Genomic DNA, 18,486 nt, shown 5'->3' with positions numbered 1-18,486 from the left:
TGCCTCACACCGGGTCCCAGCAGAACACCTCGGGCGAACGCTCCAGCGGCGTGAAGGCGCGCTTCAAGGCCGGCAGCGCATGCGACTGCAGGCTGTCCTGGTCCCAGCCGGCCGCGCAGTGCACCGATGCCACCGGCCGGGGCTGGCTCATCACCATCACCTCGTTGCCGCGCACCGCCAGGATCTGGCCGTTGATCTCGCGCGAGCCGTCGCCGACCAGGAAGGCGGCCACCGCCGCCACCTGCTCGGGCTTCATCGACTGCATGCGCGCCAGGCGCTGCTTTTCGGCCTCGGTCTCGCTGGGCAGGGTGCCGATCAGGCGGCTCCAGGCAAAGGGCGCGATGCAGTTGGAGCGCACGTTGAAGCGCGCCATGTCGAGCGCGATGCTCTTGGACAGCGCCGCGATCCCGAGCTTGGCCGCCGCGTAGTTGGCCTGGCCGAAATTGCCGATCAGGCCCGAAGTCGAGGTCATGTGCACCAAAGCGCCGCCCTGCTGGTCCTTGAAGAAGGGCGCGGCCGCGCGGCTCACGTAGAACGAGCCGTTCAGGTGCACATCCAGCACCGCGCGCCATTCGTCCTCGTTCATCTTGTGGAAGATGCGGTCGCGCAGGATGCCGGCGTTGTTCACCACGCCGTCGATGCGGCCGTAGCGGTCCACCGCGGTCTGCACGATGGCGGCCGCGCCCTCGCGCGTGGCCACCGAATGGGTATCCGCCACCGCCTCGCCACCAGCCGCCGCGATCTCCTGCGCCACCTGCTGGGCCGGCCCGGCATCCTGCCCCTCGCCGCTGCCGCTGGCGCCCAGGTCGTTCACCACCACCCTGGCGCCCAGCGCGCCCAGCAACAGTGCCGTTGCCCTGCCAATGCCATTGCCGGCCCCGGTCACCACCACCACCTTGTCTTTCATCGCCCACTCTCCCTGTGTCTGCTGTTGCATGCGCGCCCCTGGGGGCTCATTCGGTCTTGATCTTTCCGACCCGGATCACCTGGGTCCAGCGGTCCTTCTCGGCCTGCACGAAGCGCTCGAAGTCCTCGGGGCTGCCGCCGACAGCCGTGCCGCCCTGCTGGGCGATGGTCTTGCGCACCTCGGGCTCGGCCAGCACCTTGTTGAGTTCGGCATTCAGCGCCCGCACCACCGCCGGCGGCGTCTTGGACGAGACGAACAGCCCCAGCCACACCGACACGTCGAAATCCGGGTAGCCCAGCTCCATCAGCGTGGGCACGTCCGGCAGCTCGGCGCTGCGCTCGCGGGTGGTGACCGCGATGGGGCGGATCTTGGCGCCGCGGATCAGCGGCAGCGCGGTGATCAGGTTGTCCACCATGTAGTCCACCTGGCCGGCGATCAGGTCGGTCAAGGCCGGTGCGGCGCCCTTGTAGATCACGTCCACCGCATGGATGCCGGTGCGCTGGTTCAGCAGCGCGCCGGCCAGGTGCCCGGACGAGCCGCTGGTGGACACCGCCATGGACAGGCCCTGCGGGCGCGCCTGTGCGTACTGCTTGAGCTCGGCCACCGACTTCACCGGCAGCTTGGGGTTGACCACCACCACGTCGGGCATGGACAGCACATGGATCACCGCCGCCATGTCCTTGTAGGCATAGGGCAGCTTGGCTTGCAACTCGTAGTTGGCGGCATTCGGGCCCAGGCTGCCCATCACCAGGGTGCGCCCGTCCGGCTCGGCCCGCAGCATCGCCTGGATGCCCAGCGCGCCACCGGCGCCCGGGTGGTTTTCCACGATCACCGGCTGGCCGATCTTCTCGCCCAGCGACTTGGCCAGCAGCCGGCTGGTGAGGTCGAGGATGCCGCCCGGCGAGCTCGGCGCAATGATCCGGTAGGGCTTGCCCGCGGGCAGCTCGGCGGTTTGGGCCAGCAGGCCGCAGGGCAGCGTGGCGGCAAGCACCGTCGCCAGGGCCAGGGCGAATGGACGTCGCTTCATATCTGTCTCCTTCCAATGACTTTATGGCTATAATGTCCGTCTAGCGGATTTATATATCCGTCTGACGGTTATTTAAGGCCATTTTCCGCGGGCCGTCAATATCGCGGGCGGGCGGCGGTACTTTGGGTATCGTTAAGGGGCCCTTCGCCTGGAGCGACCGGACCACCGGACCCATGCGGGCGGCGGTCCAGAAAGGGCGCAGAAAGAAGACCATGACCAATCCGGAAAACGAAAGCTTCGTGCGCTCATTCGCGCGCGGCCTGTCCGTCATCGAGGCGCTGGGCAAAAGCGGCCCCCACACCGTGGCCAGCGTGGCCGCCGCCTCGGGTCTGCCACGCACCGTGGTGCGGCGCATCCTGCTCACGCTGTGCGAGCTGGGCTATGCCCTGCTGGCGCCGGACAAGAGCTTTCACCTGACGCCGAAGGTGCTGAACCTGGGCACGACCTACCTCACCTCGCTGCCGTTCTGGGGCCATGCGCAACGGGTGCTGGAGAACCTGTGCGCGCAGCTGCAGGAGTCCTGCGCGCTGGCGGTGTTCGACGGCAGCGAGGCGGTGTTCGTGCTGCGCATCCCGTCCACCAAGATCATGTCGCTGCGGCTGGGCATGGGCAGCCGGCTGCCGGCCTATGCCACCGCGCCGGGGCGGGTGCTGCTGGCCTACAGCGAGCCCGAGGTGCTGGCGCGCTACCTCGCCGCGCACGAGCTCAAGCCGCTGACCGCGGCCACGCTGGCCACCGAGCAGGGCCTGCTCGGCGCGCTCGAACGCATCCGCAACGACGGCTTCGCCTGGGTCGAGGGCGAGTTCGACCCGCATGTGGCCGGGCTGGCCGTGCCCATCTACGACGAAAACAACCGGGTGGTTGCCGCCATCAGCGCCAACCTGCTGCGCTCGGACTTCAGCCGCGAGCAGGCGGTGCAGGACGTGCTGCCCGCGCTGCGCAGCGCCTCGATGCAGCTCGCCGGGCTGGCGCCGGGATTTCTACGGGTGCAGGCTTAGATCAGGCGCGCTTCAGCGCCGCATCGCACCAGCGCTGGGCCACGCCCGGCGAGGTGGTGCAGACCACGCCCAGGGTGACGGTGGTCACCGCGCGCTCCAGCAGCTGGATGTCGGCCTCGTGCTGGCGCGCCACGTGCGGGTCCTCGAAGAAGATGGCGCGGTGGCAGCGGCCTTCGAGCACCAGGTCGGCGATCTGCGCGTCGCCGCCCAGCGGGCCGCTGTGGTAGCGCTCCACCCAGGGCTGGCCCGCGGGCCAGCCCCGGCTCCAGGCCAGCTCGTTGAGCTTGCCGCCGGTGGTGCCGGTGCCCACGCGCCTTTTGAAGCGCGACAGCAGCTCGAAATTGCGGCCGGCAAACTCCAGCATCGTGGGTTTCATCGCGTCGTGGGCGATCAGCGCCAGCGTCTGGTTTTCGTAGTCGTGCAGGCCATCGGCGCCGCGGTCGCGCGGCATGCCGGCATGGATGCGCTCCATCTCGATCCAGTCGCGCGCGCTGGCCACGGTGGAGAGAAAGGGCTTGCCATGGATCACGCACTGGCGCTTGAGCGCCAGCGCCTCGGGAAAGATGGACGACGGGTCCACCGGGTCGATCAGGTAGATCGCACCGTCGAGCGTGCGCCCCTCGCCCATGCCCACCACCTCGGCCACCAGCTTCATCAGCCCGCCGTCGCGGCCATAGGGATAGCGCACCAGGCCGGCATAGCCCTGCAGCATCCGCGCGGCGGCGATGGCGTCATACGTGCGGCCCACCACGTGCAGGCCCAGCTGCAGCTCGCGCATGCCGTGCTCGCAGGCGCGCAGCAGCGCGAACAGCGCGCCGTCCTCGGTTTGGTGGTGCAGGCGGTTGGCGGCAAGTCCCAGAAGCATGGCGGTCTTTCGGATCAGAGGCGGGGGAGGACAAGGGTCCACGGCGGATTCTGCCTCAGCTCAGGCCGCCCGCTCCCGCTGCAGCAGCTGCTGTTTGCGCTCCACGCCCCAGCGGTAGCCCGAGATGTCGCCGTCGCGGCGCACCACGCGGTGGCAGGGGATGGCCACGGCCAGCCGGTTGGCGCCGCAGGCCTGGGCCACGGCGCGCACCGCGCGGGGCTGGCCGATGCGCTCGGCGATCTCGGCATAGCTGACGGTGCTGCCGGCCGGGATCTCGCGCAGCGCCTGCCATACCCGCTCCTGAAAGGCGGTGCCGCGCACGTCGAGCGGCAGCGCCAGCCCCAGCGCCGGCTGCTCGACAAAGCCTACCACCTGGGCCACCAGCTGCTCGAAGGCGGCATCGGCGCCCACCAGCTCGGCCTGCGGGAACTGGTCCTGCAGCTCGCGCAGCAGCGCCTCGGGGTCGTCGCCCAGGAGGATCGCGCAGATGCCGCGCGCGCTTTGCGCCACCAGGATGGCGCCAAGCTGGCTCTGCCCCACGGCGAAGCGGATGCGCGCGCCCCGCCCGCCCTGGCGCCAGGCGCTGGCCGCCATGCCCAGCCGCTCGTGCGAGGTGGCATAGAAGCGGCTGCTGGAGTTGAAGCCGGCGTCGTAGATGGCATCGGTGACGGTGGCGGCCTCGCCGGCCAGCGCCGCGCGCAGCCGCTGCGCGCGCTGGGCCGAGGCATAGGCCTTGGGTGTGAGCCCGGTCTCGGCCTTGAACACGCGGTGGAAGTGGAACGGGCTCATGCCGGCCTGCCCGGCCAGCGCGTCGAGGCTGGGCGGCTCGTCGGCGGCCTCGATCTGGCGGCAGGCCGCCGCCACCAGCGCCGCATGCTGCGCGGCCACCGCGTGGCGATCGCTGGCGGCGCGGCGGCTGGGCCGGTAGCCGGCGGCCCGCGCCTGCTCGGCGCTGGCGAAGAAGACCACGTTCTCGCGCCGGGGCAGGCGCGCGGCGGCGCTGGGCGCGGCATACACGCCGGTGGTGCTGACGGCATAGACGAAATGCCCGTCGGCCGCCGGGTCGCGCGCCCGCAGCGCGGCCCAGCGCTGTTCGTCGCTGGCGAAGGCAGGAAGATCGGTGCTCATGGCGCATCCTTGAAGTTGGCAATGGTGCCAGCTTAGAAAAACATTGCAGCGCAAGCACCCTTGTTCTTGCGCTGCAATTGGGCCTGGTATTGGTTGCGATCCGCAAGTATTATGGAGTTGCGAACCGCAACTACCAACCCGCCACCGGAGCACCTGATGGACACCACCGCCATCCCAACCCGCGACCAGACGGTGCAGGAGCTGCGCGCGCTATCGCGGCAGCTGGTGCGCGAGCTGGGCTTCATGCGCACCACGCTGGCGGACAGCGGCCTGGCGCCTTCGGCGGTGCACGCCATCCTGGAGGTGGGCGCCGCGCCCGGCATCCTGGCGCGCGAGCTGGCCGGCATCCTGCGGCTGGACAAATCCAACACCAGCCGGCAGCTGGCCAAGCTGCAGGCGCTGGGCCTGCTGGAGCGGCGCCCAGCGCCCGGCGATGCCCGCTCCAGCGCGCTGCACCTGAGCGCCGCGGGCCAGGCGCTGCGCCAGAAGATCGACCGCTTCGCCACCGACCAGGTCTCGGACGCCCTGCAGCGCCTGGTGCCCGCCGAGCAGCAGGCGCTGCTGCGCTCGCTGGCGCTGTATGCCGGCGCCCTGGCGCCCGCCGGCCCCGCCGGGCAACGCGGCACGCCGCCGCCCGGTGCCGCCATCGCCCAGGGCTATGTGCCGGGCTGCATTGGCGACGTGGCCGCGCTGCATGCGCGCTTCTACGCGCAACATGCGGGCTTCGGCCCGTATTTCGAGCAGAAGGTGGCCACCGAGCTGGCGGCCTTCGCCGGCTCGCTGCCGCACCCGCGCAAGGGCTTGTGGCTGTGCGTGGCGGGTGGCCGTACGCTGGCGTCGCTGGCCATCGATGCAGACGAGGACGGCGCCGAGCGCCTGGCCCACCTGCGCTGGTTCATCGTCGATGCATCGCTGCGCGGCACTGGCATGGGCCGCGCGCTGCTGGCGCAGGCGATGCGCTTCGTGGACGCGCATTTCGACGCGACCTACCTCTGGACCTTCCGCGGCCTGGATGCGGCGCGCCACCTGTACGAATCGGCGGGCTTCGTGCTCACCGACGAGGCCGAAGGCGAGCAGTGGGGCGCCCGCGTGACCGAGCAGCGCTTTCTGCGGCGCCGGCCGGCAGAACAATGAATTTCATAGCTGTCAGCGCTTGATACAAGCCAAATCAAAAACACTTTTATATTGAAAACAAGATATACCAAGCGCTAGCAGCTATCAATTCCGATAATCACAAAACCCGCTAAGCTTGGCGCCCATGTCCACCCCGCCGCCCTCCACCCACCGTGCCGCGCGCGCCCGCGCGCTGCTGGGCCAGCTCAGCGACATGGACCTGCGGCTGCTGCAGGTCTTCAAGAGCGTGGTGGAATGCGGCGGCATGGCGGCGGCCGAGCTGGAGCTGAACATCGGCACCTCCACGCTCAGCCGCCACATGAAGGATCTGGAGACCCGCCTGGGCCTGGTGCTGTGCCGGCGCGGGCGCGCGGGCTTCGCGCTCACGCCCGAGGGACACCAGGTGTACGAGGCCACCTTGCAGCTGCTGGGCGGCGTGGACCTGTTTCGCAGCCGCATCGACGATATCCATGCCCGCATGGGCGGCAACCTGGAGATCGCGGTCTTCGACAAGACCGCGGGCAATCCCGAGGCCCGCATCCACCAGGCGCTGCGGTTGTTCCACCTGCAGGCGCCCGATGTAAAGCTGCAGCTGCATGTGAGCTCGATCAACGCGATCGAGCGCGGGCTGATGGACGGGCGCTTCCATGTCGGCATCATCCCGGCGCACCGCAGCTCGGCCAGCCTGGTCTACCGCGACCTGTTCGGCGAGAACATGCTGCTGTACTGCGCGCCCGGCCATGCGCTGTTCGGCGGCGAGCATGCCGGGCTCGACTGGGAGGCCCTGCGCCACTACCCCTTCGCCGGCCTGGGCTACCACTCGCCCAACATGGAGCTGAGCCACCAGGTGCGGCTGGCCCGCCAGGCCACCGGGTTCGACCAGGAGTCGATCGCCACGCTGATCCTGTCGGGCTGCTTCCTGGGCTTTTTGCCCGACCACTATGCGCACAGCTTCGTGCTGCAGGGCCAGATGCAGGCGGTGCGGCCCGAGCTGTTCCATTACCACTGCCAGTTCGTGGCGCTGTGGCGCCTGTCGCCCGCGCCCAGCCGGGTGGCGCAGGCCTTCATCGACTGCCTACAAAACGCACATTCCGCTCCATGACTGGCGATTTATACACAGATCTGGCGCAGCGGCTGTGGATTGTTCCTCTATAGCTGGCCGCTCCTGTGTTGCAGACGCAAAAGATCGGTTTTCCCACAAAGTTATCCACAAGCTGAATATTGATTTCGGCGGCGGCGAAAACTGAGCCCGCCAGGCGGATTTCGCCGCCGCGGCGCCCGCTTGGGTTACGCTGTCGCCCTTGTCCACCCTGGTTTGCCCGTGCCGCCTTCCGCTTCCGCCCCCGTTCCCCGCCGCACCGTGCCGGCGCGCGCCACCATCGCCGATGTGGCGGCGCATGCCGGGGTGTCCAAGGCCACGGTGTCGCGCTTGCTCAACGGCCGCACCGAGCTGCTCACGCCCGACATCGCCGAGCGCGTGCGCGCCGCCATCGCCGAGCTGCGCTACAGCCCCAGCCCCATGGCCCAGGCGCTCAAGCACGGGCGCTCGCGGCTGATAGGCCTGGTGGTGGCGGATGTGACCAATCCCTTCTCGGTGGCCGTGCTGCAGGGCGCCGAGAAGGCCTGCCAGGCCGCCGGCTACCTGCTGGTGCTGTTCAACCTGGGCAACGAGCCGGGGCGCGAGCGCGAGGTCTTGCAGGCGGTGCAGGCCTACCAGCTCGATGGCCTGATCCTGAACCGCGTGGACACCAATGTGCAGCTGTGGCAGCCGGCCACCGAGCACGGCAAGCCCATTGTGCTGGTGGACCGCCTGCAGTCCGGACTGGACGCCGATTTCGTGAGCGTGGACAACGCCGCCATCGTGCACCTGGCGCTGGCGCACCTGGCGGCCAACGGTTTTCGCGAGCTGCTGCTGGTGAGCGAGCCGACCGAGGGCGTGAGCTCGCGCGCCGAGCGCCGCGCCAGCTTCGAGGCCGCGGCCCGGGCGGCCGAGGGTGCGGCCGAACACCCGGGCACCACCGCAGCCTGGCGCGGCAACTATTGCGAAAGCCCCGGCAACGAGCCCGCCGACATCGCCCGCCTGGCCGAGCGCCTGGCCCGGCTGGTGGCCGATGCCCGCGCGCGCGACGCAGCCCCCGCGGTGCTGACCAGCAATGCCATCGCCACGCTGCGCGTGGCCACCGCGGCCCAGCACGCCGGGCTGGCGCTGGGGCGCGAGCTGGGCTTCGTCGGCATCGACGAGACCGACTGGGCGGCGCTGATCGGACCCGGCCTCACCACCATCGCCCAGCCCACCGACGCGCTGGGCCGGGCCGCCGCCCACTGCCTGATCGAGCGGCTGCAAGGCCTGCAAGCGCCGGCGCGCAAGCTGGCGTTACCAGGCAGGCTCATCGCCCGTGGTTCGTCGCTGCCGCTAACACCTTGATTTTCCTGAACTCATTTTTCGACAGCAGCCAAATCTAGGGTAAATACCAGTAACACCCTGGTAACCCAAAGTCTTACACTTTGCGTCATTGAAACCGGTTTCAGTCGCATCCATGACCTACCAATTCCAGTTTGATCAAGTGTTGGCGGCCTGGCCCCAGCTCTTGCACGGCACCTGGATCACGATCCAGCTTTCGCTGACGGCCACGGTGCTGGGGCTGGTGGTGGCCATCGCCTGCGCCTGGGGCAAGACCTCGGGGCCCGGTTGGCTGCGCTGCGCGATCAACGCCTATATCGAGCTGATCCGCAACACGCCCTTCCTGGTGCAGCTGTTTTTCTTCTTCTTCGCGCTGCCGGCCATCGGCCTGCGCTGGACGCCGCACACCGCCGCGCTGGTGGCCATGGTGGTGAACCTGGGCGCTTATGCCACCGAGATCATCCGCGCCGGCATCGAAGCCATCCCCAAGGGCCAGATCGAGGCCGGGCTGGCGCTGAACCTCAAGCGCTGGGAGATCTTCCGCTTCATCGTCCTCAAGCCCGCGCTCAAGACCATCTACCCGGCGCTGACCAGCCAGTTCATCCTGCTGATGCTCAGCTCGGCGGTGGTCTCGGTGATCTCGGCCGACGACCTGACCTCGGTGGCCGCCAACATCCAGTCCGAGACCTTCCGCAGCTTCGAGATCTACATCGTCGTCGCCGCGATCTACCTGCTGCTGTCGCTGGCCTTCAATGCGCTGTTCAAGCTGGTCTACCAGCTCTGCCTGAACTACCCCGACCGCCGCTGAATTAGCGCAGAGCATTCCGGAGAAACACCCCATGCGTACTTTTGGCTGGCCCGAGTTGTGGTTCATCGTGGAAGCGGCGAAGTGGACGCTCGCGCTGTCCGTCATCGCCTTCGCCGGCGGCGCCATCGTCGGCCTGCTGGTGGCGCTGGCACGCACCGGCGGCAACGCGGCGCTGGCGCGCATCGCCACCGTGTTCACGCAGCTCTTCCAGGGCACGCCGCTCTTGCTGCAGCTGTTCCTGGTGTTCTTCGGCGCGCCCATCCTGGGTTTCGAGATCAACCCCTGGATCGCCGCCGCCGCCGCGCTCATCCTCAACAGCGGCGCCTTCCTCGGCGAGATCTGGCGCGGCTGCATCCAGGCCGTGCCGCGCGGCCAGTGGGAGGCCGCCGAGGCGCTGTCGCTGTCGTACTACTGGCGCATGCGCTCGGTGGTGCTGCCGCAGGCGCTGAAGATCGCGGTGCCGCCCACCGTGGGCTACCTGGTGCAGATCATCAAGGGCACCTCGCTGGCGGCGATCATCGGCTTCACCGAGATCACGCGCGCCGGCCAGATCATCAACAACGCCACCTTCCAGCCGCTGATCGTGTTCAGCGTGGTCGGCGCCATCTATTTCATTCTCTGCTGGCCGCTGTCGCTGTGGGCCGGGCGCCTTGAAAAGCGCCATGCCAAGGCCCTGGCCCGCTGAGTTTCCCTCGCCTCGTTTTCCGTCCATCCACCAATAGGAGACACGCATGTCGAACACCCAACGCCGCCACTTCACCCTCGGGCTGGCCGCCCTGGCCGCCAGCAGCCTGCTGCCCGGCATCGCCTCGGCCCAGACGCTGGCCGAGCTCAAGAAAAAAGGCAAGCTCAGCATCGGCATGCTGGTGGACTTTCCGCCCTACGGCATCCTGAACAGCAGCAACCAGCCCGACGGCTACGACGCCGACGTGGCCAAGCTGCTCGCCAAGGACCTGGGCGTCGCCGCCGACATCGTGCCCGTGACCGGTCCCAACCGCATCCCCTTCCTGCTCACCGGCAAGGTGGACATGCTGATCGCCTCGCTGGCCATCACGCCCGAGCGCGCCAAGCAGGTGCTGTTCTCCAAGCCCTACTCGGCCGCCTCCATCGTGCTGTACGGCACGGCCAAGACCCCCATCAAGACCGCGGCCGACCTCAAGGGCCTGCGCGTGGGCGTGGCCCGCGCCTCGACCCAGGACGTGGCGGTGACCAAGGCCGCGCCCGAGGGCACGCAGATCCGCCGCTTCGACGACGACGCCTCGGCCATGCAGGCGCTGCTGTCGGGCCAGGTGGACGCGATCGGCTGCTCGGTGACCGTGGCCGCGCAGATCGCCAAGCGCGCCCCGGCCGGCCAGTTCGAGACCAAGTTCCAGCTGCTGCAGCAGAACATGGCGGTGGCGCTGCGCCCCGGCGAGGACGAAGTGGCCAAGGCCGTCAACGACTTCATCGCCAGGAACACCGCCAACGGCGAGCTGGGCAAGCTCTACCAGAAGTGGCTGGGCGCCCCCCTGCCGAAACTGGACTGATCGCTGTTTTTCCCGCTGGAGCCCGCATGACCACCACCACCGCGCAAGAGCCCATCATCCGCCTGCAGGGCGTAGAGAAATGGTATGGCAGCTTCCAGGTGCTGACCGACATCAACCTGGAGGTGCGCGCCGGCGAGCGCATCGTGATCTGCGGGCCCTCGGGCTCGGGCAAGTCCACGATGATCCGCTGCATCAACCGCCTGGAGGCGGTGCAAAAGGGCAGGATCACCGTCGACGGCATCGACCTCACCGCCGGCGGCCACAACGTGGACAGCGTGCGCCAGGAAGTGGGCATGGTGTTCCAGCAGTTCAACCTGTTTCCGCACCTGAGCATCCTGCAGAACTGCACGCTGGCGCCGATGCGCTCGCGCGGCCTCGGCAAGGCAGAGGCCGAGGAGCGGGCGATGAAGTACCTCACCCGCGTGCGCATCCCCGACCAGGCGCACAAGTACCCGAGCCAGCTCTCGGGCGGCCAGCAGCAGCGCGTGGCGATTGCGCGCGCGCTGTGCATGTCGCCCAAGATCATGCTGTTCGACGAGCCCACCTCGGCGCTGGACCCCGAGATGGTCAAGGAGGTGCTGGACACCATGATCGGCCTGGCCGAGGACGGCATGACCATGCTCTGCGTGACCCACGAGATGGGCTTCGCACGCAGCGTGGCCGACCGCGTGATCTTCATGGCCGACGGCAAGATCATCGAGCAGGGCCCGCCGGGCGAGTTCTTCGGCAACCCGCAGCACCCCAAGACCCAGGCCTTCCTGGGCCAGATCCTCAGTAATCACTGACATGCCTCTCTCCCAAGCCGACTCCAAGGCCCTGATCTCGCTGACCTCGTTCGGCGCCGCCGAGGTGCTGCGCCACGGCCAGCTCTGGTTCGCCCGCCTGTCGCAAGCCGCCGGCGCCGACGGCGTGGAGGTGCGCGAGGAGCTGCTGCGCGATGCCGCGCGCGAGCTGCCCGAGCTGGCCGCCTGGGCTCAAGAGTCCGGCATGGCGCTGGTCTATTCCTGCCCCCAGCCGCTGTATGCGGCAGACGGCACGCTGGCCCAGGCCACGCTGGGGCATGCCATCGCAGCCAGCCGCGCCCTGGGCGCGCGCTGGCTGAAGATGTCGATCGGCGGCTTTGCCGCGCAGTCTGGGGGTTTTGAGGCCATCCGCCAGGCGCTGGCCGGCACGGGCATCACGCTGCTGATCGAGAATGACCAGACCGTGGGCGCCGGCACGCTGCAGGCGCTGCAGCGCTTTTTTGCCGGCGCCGACGCCGCCGGCCTGGCGCTGCCCATGACCTTCGACATGGGCAACTGGGCCTACCAGGGAGAGTGCGCGCTGCAGGCCGCCCAGCTCTTCGCCCCGCGCGTGGGCTACGTGCATGCCAAGGGCGTGCAGCGCCTGCCCGCCAAATGGGTGGCCGTGCCGCTGGCCGAGTCCGCCCTGCCCTGGCGCGCCACGCTGCGCGCGCTGCCGGCCGGCGTGCCGCGCGCCATCGAATACCCGCTGATCGGTGACGACCTGCAAGCCGTCACCCGCCGCGAGCTGCAGGCCCTGCGCGCCGCCACCGCCCTGCTGGCCTAACACCTTTCTTTGCCCCGCACCATGACCACTGCCGCCAAAACCTTCGATGTCGCCGTCTTCGGCGAAGCCATGCTGCTCCTGATCGCCGACCGCCCCGGCCCGCTGGAGTTGGCCGAGGCCTTCACCAAGCGCATCGCCGGCGCCGACATCAACGTGGCCACCGGCCTGTCGCGCCTGGGCTTCGACGTGCACTGGGCCAGCCGCCTGGGCGCCGACTCCATGGGCCGCTACCTCGTCAACCAGATGCAGCGCGAAGGCGTGAACTGCGAGCATGTGGTGCTCGATGCCGCGCAGCGCACCGGCCTGCAGTTCAAGAGCCGCGTGGATGACGGCAGCGACCCCTTCGTCGAATCGCACCGCAAGGGCTCGGCCGCCAGCCTGATGGCGCCCGCCGACATCGACGAGCCCTGGCTCACCCGCGCCCGCCACCTGCATGCCACCGGCGTGTTTCCGGCGATCTCCGCCACCACGCTGGCCACCGCCAGGCGCACGCTGCAAATCGCCCGCGCCAGCGGCAGCACCATCTCGTTCGACCCCAACCTGCGCCCCGCGCTGTGGCAGGACGAGGCCACCATGCGCCGCGAACTCAATGCGCTGGCCGCCGGCGCCGACTGGGTGCTGCCGGGCGTGTCCGAAGGCGAGCTGCTCACCGGCCACAAGAGCCCCGAGGCCATCGCGCGCTTCTACCGCGACCTGGGCGCGAGCCTGGTCGTCGTCAAGCTCGGCGCCGAGGGCGCCTACTACGACCATGCCACACTGGGCTGCGGCCATGTGCCGGGCTGCCCGGTCGAGAAGGTGGTCGACACCGTGGGCGCGGGCGACGCCTTCGCCGTCGGTGTGATCAGCGGCATGCTCGACGGCCTGGCCGTGCCCGAGGCCGTGCGGCGCGCCTGCTGGATCGGCGCCCGCCAGGTGCAGGTGCTGGGCGACTCCGAGGGCCTGCCCACCCGCGCCGAACTGCAGGCGGCAGGCTACTGACCCGGAGCGCCCCATGTCGAAGGTACTGGTATTCCGCGAACTGCCCGCAGACCTGCTCGCCCGGCTGCGCGCCGAGCACGACGTGAGCGTGGCCAACCCGCGCAAGAGCGAACAGCACGCCGCCTTCCTGGCCGCGCTGCCCACGGCCGAAGCGCTGATCGGCTCAAGCTACCCCATCACCGCCGAGCTGCTCGATCAGGCGCCGCGCCTCAAGCTCATCTCCAGCATCTCGGTGGGTGTGGACAACTACCCGCTGGCAGCGCTGAAGGCGCGCGGCATTGCGCTGTGCCACACGCCCGGCGTGCTGACCGAGACCACCGCCGACACCATCTTCACGCTGGTGCTGGCCACCAGCCGCCGCGTGCTGGAGCTGGCCGCGCTGGTGCGCGAAGGCCGCTGGACGCAGAACATCGGCGAAGATCTGTTCGGCTGGGACGTACACCACAAGAGCATCGCCATCCTCGGCTTCGGGCGCATCGGCCAGGCCGTGGCGCGGCGCGCGGCGCTGGGCTTCGGCATGCAGGTGCTCTACACCAACACCCGTCCGGTCGAGCTGCCCGAACTGCGGGGCCTGGCGCGCCAGGTGCCGCTGCAGGCAGCCTTGGCCGGCGCCGACATCGTGGTCAGCACGCTGCCGCTGACGCCCGCAACCCAGCACCTGATCAACGACGCCACGCTGGCGCAGATGCGCCCGGGCGCCTTCTTCATCAACGGCTCGCGCGGCGGTATCGTCGACGAGCCGGCGCTGCTGCGCGCGCTGGACAGCGGCCAGCTGCGCGGCGCCGGGCTCGACGTTTTCGAGCCCGAGCCGCTGCCGCTGGCCTCGCCGCTGCGCACGCACCCGCGCGTCACGCCGCTGCCGCATGCCGGCTCGGCCACGCACGAGACGCGCCGCGCCATGGCCGAGATGGCGGTAGGCAACCTGCTCGGCGCGCTGCGCGGCGAGCGGCCGGCGGGCGCGTTCGATCTGTCCCGGGCCTGATCAAAAACAAGAGCTGCCAGCGCTTTATTTACCGACGATTGCAATATAAAACCATTTGAAATCGTTGACTGCAGGGCGCTAGCCGCTCACCTTTTCAAGAGCCCGCCAGCGGCTCGCAACGCACCACATTGCTGTGGATGCTGCACTGGTAGCGCGCGCCGTTGTAGCTAGCGCCATACGAGGTGCTGACGCTGCCGCGCTGAAAGCCATAGACCTGCACCAGGTTGTCGGTGGTGCCGAAATACTGCGCCGTCTTCTGCCCGATGGCCTCATCGGTCAGCACCGCGTTCATGGCGCCCGGCACCACGGCCTCGCAGCCGGCCAGCGCCAGCGCTGCCGCCAGGGCTCCGATCCACTTGCTGTACATCGCGACTCCTGTTGTTGGGTATGGCTCAGCATCATAGGCGCTGGCGCGCATGGTGCGCCGGTATGATGGCGCAGCTTTTCTTCGCCGCCACCCATCCGCCATGACCACGCCGCCCCCGCCGCCTTCGCAGACGCAGCGCAGCTACACAGCCGCCTGCCCCGGCTGCGGCGCGCCGGTGGAGTTCGCCAGCGCGCAGTCGGCCTACGCGGTATGCCCGTACTGCCACAGCTCCATCGCGCGCGACGGCGAGGTGCTCAAGCGCCTGGGCCGCATGGCCGAGATCTTCGAGAACTACAGCCCGCTCAAGCTCGGCCAGACGGGCCAGATCCCCGCCGAAGGCGGCAGCGGCCCGCAGGGCTTCACGCTGGTGGGGCGCCTGCAGTTCAAGGGCGACACCGGCATCTGGAACGAATGGCAGGCGCTGCTGGCCGATGGCGAGATCGCCGTGCTGAGCGAGGACAACGGGCAATTCGTGCTCAGCCGCGAATACCGGCAGGCCACGCACAACGTGCCGCCGGCCGGGCGCTGGCAGCCGGGCCAGGGCATCGCCATCAACGCCCAGCCCTACACCGTGGCCAGTGTGGTGCAGGCACAGCTGGTGGCGGCCGAAGGCCAGATGGCGCACCAGCCCGAGCTGGGCACGCCCTTCACTGTGGTGGAGCTGCGCAGCGAGCAAGGCGAAGTGCTGTCCATCGACTACAGCGCGGCCGCGCCGGCCATCTACCGCGGCCGGCCGGTGGCGCTGGCCGGGCTGAAGATCGCCGGGCTCGACAAAACCTCGGCCAAGAAGGAGAAGGGCCGCCACTTCAACTGCCCGCAGTGCGCGGCGCGCGTCGAGATCAAGCTGCAGGCTACCCAAAGCCTCACCTGCCCGAGCTGCGGCAGCCTCATCGATGTGAGCGCCGGCATAGGCGGCGAGCTGCGCGCGGCGCTGCAGGGCCCCTCGGTGCAGCCGCTGATCGCGCTGGGCCGCATCGGCAAGTTCGGCGGCGCCTCGTGGCAGGTGGTGGGTTTCCAGCGCCGCACCGGCGTGGAGGCGGGCGACGACGAATCCTTCAGCTGGGACGAGTACCTGCTGTTCCACAAGAGCCAGGGCTTCCAGTTCCTGGTGAGCGCCAGCGACGGCTGGAGCCTGGTGAAGGTGATCACCGGCGCGCCCAACTACCAGACGGGCCGGGCGAGCGCCACCTACCAGAAGAAGAAATACACGCAGCAATCGGCCTACCGCGCCGAAACCACCTATGTACAGGGCGAGTTCTACTGGCCGGTGGAGCGCGGCCAGCGCACCGACAATATCGACTTCGCCGCGGGCCAGAACCTGGACCAGCTGCTCTCGCGCGAGGAAGACCGGGGCCGCGAGGTCACCTGGTCGCAGGGCCGCAGGCTGCCGCCCGAGGCGGTAGCCGCCGCGTTCGGCATGCAGGAGCAGGTGGACCGGTTCAGGAACGGTTCGGCGCTCGATGCGCTCAAGGGCCGGCTCGGCAGCAAGCCGCTGTGGATAGGCCTGCTGATCCTGGCCATCCTGGTCTTCTGGCTGTGGCCCAAGGGCTGCGACGCCAATGCCGAGCGCCTGGCCTATGCCAACGACCCGAACTACGTGAGCAAGTGCAGCAGCGGCGGCTACCGCTCATCGGGCGGATCATGGGGCGGCTACAGCTCGGGCGGTAGCCACAAGTAGAGACGACGGACAAGCAAGAAAGGAGTTGCATATGGATATCGAATGGTTGCGCCCCGGGGCGATCGTGGGCTCGGTCCTGTTCGCGCTGATCGGCGTGCTGGTGTTCTGGGTCTGCTTTCTGATCGTGGACAAGATCACGCCGGTGGACATGTGGGCCGAGATCGTCGAGAAGCAGAACCTGGCGCTCGGCGTGGTGGTGGCGGCGATGTGCCTGGGCATCAGCATCATCGTGGCGGCGGCGATCGGGTGAACCGGGCCCCATGAACGAATTCGAGACCGCCACGCAGCTCCAGCACTGGCTGCGCGCCCATTTCCCCCGGGAGAACGAGCGCCACGAATGGAAGGCATGGCATTCGCTGAAGTCCTGCATCTCCGGCCGCAAAGGCGAGGACCTGGTGTCCTATGTCAGCGCGTTCGCCAACATGGAGGGCGGCTGTGTGCTGATAGGAGTGCAGGATGGATCGCTGGCGCCCACAGGCATCCAGGACTTTGCCGACTACACGCTGGAAAACGTGGTGCATCGCATACTGGGCAAAACGCCGGGCTTGCCCTCCATGGGTCTGCATGTGCAACAGCTGCGTGCGCGCGATACCGGCGCCACGGTGTGGCTCGTGCACATACCCCGCCATGCGCCGCGAGAGCCGGTACTGGCGCATGACAAGGCCTGGCAGCGCGACGGCGACAGCCTGGTGGAACTGCGCGCAGACCGTCGCCGCGCCATTTTGGCCGAGCATCTGGCGGGCGAAGACTGGAGCGCCGGCCTGGTGCCGGGCGCAACGTTCGCCGACCTGGATGACGCCGCCATTGCCAAGGCCCGCGAAAAGTTCTTTGAAAGGCACCAGCGCGAGGATTGGGCCACGCAGATACCGCGATGGACCGTGGAGAAGCTGCTGGACAAGATCGGCCTCACCATCCATGGCCACATCACCCGCGCCTGCCTGCTACTGCTGGGCCAGCGCGAGAGTGCGACCGCGCTGCTGTCGCCGCACCCCGTGGAAATCACCTGGAAGCTGGCCACCGAGCGGGCGGCCGAACACTTCCATCCGCCGTTCCTGCTGACCACCACCAAGGTGGCGCAGTGCATACGCAACCCCAACATCAAGCTGTTTCCTGCAAACGAGCTGTTGGCCGTTACCCTGCCGCGCTATGACACCAATACGGTATTACTGGAAGGGCTGCACAACTGCCTGGCACACCAGGACTACGCGCAAGGCGGCCGCGTAGTGGTGGAGGAAACTGGCGGCCTGGTACGCATGACCAATCTGGGCGGTTTTTTCGATGGACAGCCCGACGACTACGCCAGCGGCCTGCGCACGCCCGAGCGCTACCGCAACGAACGCCTGGCCAAGGCGATGGCCGAGATCGGCATGATCGACAAGGTGGGCTTCGGCATCCACGACATGGTGCAGGCGCAGCGGCGGCGCTTTCTGCCGCTGCCGGACTATGAGGGCTCGACCCTGCTGCGCACCGTATTCAATGTGTATGGGCAGGAGATCGATGAAAACTACAGCCGCTGGCTGATGGAGCGCACGCAGCTGCCCATCGAGCATGTGCTGTGGCTGGACCGCGTGCAAAAGCAGCGCAAGCTGGACACCATGCAGGTCGCCGAGCTGCGGCGGGCGGGCTTGATCGAAGGGCGCAGCCCCAAGCTGTACATCTCAGCCCGATTGGCCGTGGCCACGGGGCAGGAGATAGAGTACCTCGACCACAAGGGACTGGACGCCAGGCACTACAAAGCTCTGGTGCTGGAGCTACTAGCCTTGGGTCCGCAGCGCCGGGCCACAATCAACGCCATGCTGCTGCCCAAGCTGCCCGCATCCATTGCCTCAGACCACAGCCGCAAGATCTATATCAAGAACCTGCTGCAAGACATGGTGCGTGAGCAGCTGATAGAAAACGCAGGAGGTGCCACCAATGCAGCGCTGTGGCGTCGCAAGCCTTGACGCAGCCCATGCTGTCGGCATCGGTTGGCTACAACCGCAGGCCAGGCCCTTTTTCATCCAATCGCGGATCCAACCCCATCCAACGAGATGTTGTAAATCAATGCGTTACATTGGATATGTAACAAAGGTTTGCACATTTTCCAGCCAATCCAGCCATGACCGCCATTGTCCTTGATCCCTACCGGCAGGCCATGCT

The 18,486-nt window shown here is 68.4% G+C and carries 19 protein-coding genes; 14 read left to right on the top strand and 5 right to left on the bottom strand.

The annotated features are described in order from the left end of the window. Positions 1-4: 4 nt before the first annotated feature. Positions 5-937 carry an SDR family NAD(P)-dependent oxidoreductase gene (locus ACODRX_RS13820; RefSeq protein WP_488872091.1) on the bottom strand — a complete coding sequence of 311 codons (933 nt, stop codon included), beginning with the start codon at positions 935-937 and terminating at the stop codon, positions 5-7. Between the two features lie 16 nt (positions 938-953). Continuing rightward, the gene (locus ACODRX_RS13815) at positions 954-1,934 is read right to left on the bottom strand and encodes a tripartite tricarboxylate transporter substrate binding protein (RefSeq protein ID WP_488872090.1); all 981 of its coding nucleotides are present in this window, start codon (positions 1,932-1,934) and stop codon (positions 954-956) included. Between the two features lie 212 nt (positions 1,935-2,146). Between ACODRX_RS13815 and ACODRX_RS13810 the strand changes: the two genes are divergently transcribed. Continuing rightward, positions 2,147-2,932: an IclR family transcriptional regulator domain-containing protein gene (locus tag ACODRX_RS13810; protein ID WP_488872089.1), complete on the top strand. Its 786-nt coding sequence runs from the start codon at positions 2,147-2,149 to the stop codon at positions 2,930-2,932. A gap of 1 nt (position 2,933) precedes the next feature. Here the strand turns inward: ACODRX_RS13810 and ACODRX_RS13805 are convergent, their stop codons facing one another. Next, positions 2,934-3,797, bottom strand: coding sequence for a methylglyoxal synthase (locus ACODRX_RS13805; protein ID WP_488872088.1), 864 nt, complete (start codon positions 3,795-3,797; stop codon positions 2,934-2,936). Between the two features lie 60 nt (positions 3,798-3,857). Then, positions 3,858-4,925 (bottom strand): bifunctional DNA-binding transcriptional regulator/O6-methylguanine-DNA methyltransferase Ada, encoded by a 1,068-nt coding sequence (gene ada / locus ACODRX_RS13800; RefSeq protein WP_488872087.1) that lies wholly within the window; start codon positions 4,923-4,925, stop codon positions 3,858-3,860. Between the two features lie 156 nt (positions 4,926-5,081). Here ada and ACODRX_RS13795 point away from each other — a divergent pair, with 156 nt between their 5' ends. From ACODRX_RS13795 to ACODRX_RS13750, 10 genes are all read left to right on the top strand, one after another. Further along, the gene (locus ACODRX_RS13795) at positions 5,082-6,059 is read left to right on the top strand and encodes a bifunctional helix-turn-helix transcriptional regulator/GNAT family N-acetyltransferase (protein WP_488872086.1); all 978 of its coding nucleotides are present in this window, start codon (positions 5,082-5,084) and stop codon (positions 6,057-6,059) included. A 124-nt stretch (positions 6,060-6,183) separates the two neighbouring features. Then, on the top strand, positions 6,184-7,140 hold the full coding sequence (locus tag ACODRX_RS13790) for a LysR family transcriptional regulator (protein ID WP_488872085.1): 957 nt from the start codon (positions 6,184-6,186) through the stop codon (positions 7,138-7,140). 213 nt (positions 7,141-7,353) lie between these two features. Then, entirely contained in the window at positions 7,354-8,463 is a 1,110-nt protein-coding gene (locus tag ACODRX_RS13785) for a LacI family DNA-binding transcriptional regulator (protein WP_488872084.1), read from the top strand. Between the two features lie 112 nt (positions 8,464-8,575). Beyond that, complete coding sequence (locus tag ACODRX_RS13780) at positions 8,576-9,247, top strand: amino acid ABC transporter permease (protein WP_488872083.1); 672 nt, start codon at positions 8,576-8,578, stop codon at positions 9,245-9,247. Positions 9,248-9,278: 31 nt separating this feature from the next. Then, a complete protein-coding gene (locus tag ACODRX_RS13775) occupies positions 9,279-9,932 on the top strand; it encodes an amino acid ABC transporter permease (RefSeq protein WP_488872082.1) in 654 nt (217 codons plus the stop codon). Positions 9,933-9,978: 46 nt separating this feature from the next. After that, entirely contained in the window at positions 9,979-10,773 is a 795-nt protein-coding gene (locus ACODRX_RS13770) for a transporter substrate-binding domain-containing protein (protein WP_488872081.1), read from the top strand. 26 nt (positions 10,774-10,799) lie between these two features. Continuing rightward, a complete protein-coding gene (locus ACODRX_RS13765; RefSeq protein WP_488872080.1) occupies positions 10,800-11,558 on the top strand; it encodes an amino acid ABC transporter ATP-binding protein in 759 nt (252 codons plus the stop codon). Position 11,559: 1 nt separating this feature from the next. Beyond that, a complete protein-coding gene (locus ACODRX_RS13760; protein WP_488872079.1) occupies positions 11,560-12,342 on the top strand; it encodes a sugar phosphate isomerase/epimerase family protein in 783 nt (260 codons plus the stop codon). Positions 12,343-12,363: 21 nt separating this feature from the next. Then, positions 12,364-13,320, top strand: a complete 957-nt coding sequence (locus ACODRX_RS13755) for a sugar kinase (RefSeq protein ID WP_488872078.1) — start codon at positions 12,364-12,366, stop codon at positions 13,318-13,320. 13 nt (positions 13,321-13,333) lie between these two features. Beyond that, entirely contained in the window at positions 13,334-14,302 is a 969-nt protein-coding gene (locus ACODRX_RS13750) for a 2-hydroxyacid dehydrogenase (protein WP_488872077.1), read from the top strand. Between the two features lie 94 nt (positions 14,303-14,396). Here the strand turns inward: ACODRX_RS13750 and ACODRX_RS13745 are convergent, their stop codons facing one another. Further along, positions 14,397-14,669 (bottom strand): hypothetical protein, encoded by a 273-nt coding sequence (locus ACODRX_RS13745; RefSeq protein WP_488872076.1) that lies wholly within the window; start codon positions 14,667-14,669, stop codon positions 14,397-14,399. A gap of 100 nt (positions 14,670-14,769) precedes the next feature. Here ACODRX_RS13745 and ACODRX_RS13740 point away from each other — a divergent pair, with 100 nt between their 5' ends. Genes ACODRX_RS13740 through ACODRX_RS13730 form a run of 3 tightly spaced genes read left to right on the top strand, consistent with a single transcriptional unit; the run spans position 14,770 to position 18,290 of the window. Continuing rightward, positions 14,770-16,347, top strand: coding sequence for a DUF4178 domain-containing protein (locus ACODRX_RS13740; protein ID WP_488872075.1), 1,578 nt, complete (start codon positions 14,770-14,772; stop codon positions 16,345-16,347). A 31-nt stretch (positions 16,348-16,378) separates the two neighbouring features. Then, positions 16,379-16,597 (top strand): DUF350 domain-containing protein, encoded by a 219-nt coding sequence (locus tag ACODRX_RS13735; protein ID WP_488872074.1) that lies wholly within the window; start codon positions 16,379-16,381, stop codon positions 16,595-16,597. Positions 16,598-16,607: 10 nt separating this feature from the next. Continuing rightward, positions 16,608-18,290, top strand: a complete 1,683-nt coding sequence (locus ACODRX_RS13730) for an RNA/DNA-binding domain-containing protein (protein WP_488872073.1) — start codon at positions 16,608-16,610, stop codon at positions 18,288-18,290. The last annotated feature ends 196 nt before the right edge of the window (positions 18,291-18,486 follow it).

The organism is Comamonas sp. FG99 (genome assembly GCF_057808605.1).
The sequence above is the reverse complement of the archived record's forward strand: the minus strand, read 5'-3'. Positions and strand labels throughout refer to the sequence as shown.